At 65.7% G+C, this 740-nt stretch carries 1 protein-coding gene and 1 pseudogene; both read left to right on the top strand.

Translation table 11 applies throughout. The features are described from left to right. A pseudogene (locus tag MBTS_RS21350) lies at window positions 1–268 on the top strand (dihydrolipoyl dehydrogenase); the annotation flags it as partial. A 112-nt stretch (window positions 269–380) separates the two neighbouring features. Next, window positions 381–614, top strand: coding sequence for a hypothetical protein (locus tag MBTS_RS21345; protein WP_147832702.1), 234 nt, complete (start codon window positions 381–383; stop codon window positions 612–614). Window positions 615–740: the final 126 nt, after the last annotated feature.

The raw sequence follows: 740 nt of genomic DNA, 5'->3' as shown, positions 1-740 counted from the left end.
CTTCCCCTTCGCCGGCAACGGCAAGGCCATCGCCCTGGGAGAGCCGGACGGGCTGGTGAAGACGGTGTTCGACGCCAAGACAGGCCAGCTGCTCGGCGCCCACATGGTGGGAGCGGAAGTCACCGAACTGATCCAGGGCTACGTCGTCGCCATGAACCTCGAGACCACCGAGGAAGACCTGATGCACACGGTCTTCCCGCACCCGACCTTGAGCGAGATGATGCACGAGAGCGTGCTCGACGCCTACGGCAAGGTGATCCACAGCTGAGCCCGGACACCCGTCTCGCGGATGTCCACAGGCTTCTATCGACCCCGTTAAGGATCCGTTAACCCTCGTGGCGTGTTCTGTCTTCGTTCTCAACGCGAGTCGGAGACGGGCCATGCCGAAGACGCTGACCAGGATCAGGAACGAGGATACGGCGGCGCCGGGCCTTCACTGCCCGGTGGAGGAGATCGCCCAGGCCTATCTCACCAGCACGGCGGGGGACGCGGAGATCGCCCTCCGCTGCGCCATCACCGACGCCCTGTCCGACCTGATGCAGGCCGAGCGCCGGGCGCGCGAGACCAGCCGGTTGATTTCGCGGGGTTATGTCCGCTCCGCCCTCAGGGGCTGAAACGCGTGTTAAGCAGACCACATCGCTTGAAGCGCGCCTCCGCCGGTGCATGCCTCGCCAATCAGCCTCGGCCGAGTTGCGATTGACCCACGACAAGGATGCGTAGGGCAGGGGCAGGGGCAGGGG

The sequence above is a fragment of the Methylobacterium bullatum genome, assembly GCF_014845095.1.
GTDB lineage: Bacteria > Pseudomonadota > Alphaproteobacteria > Rhizobiales > Beijerinckiaceae > Methylobacterium > Methylobacterium bullatum.
Note: the sequence above shows the minus strand (reverse complement) of the source record. Positions and strands in the feature narration are given on the sequence as shown.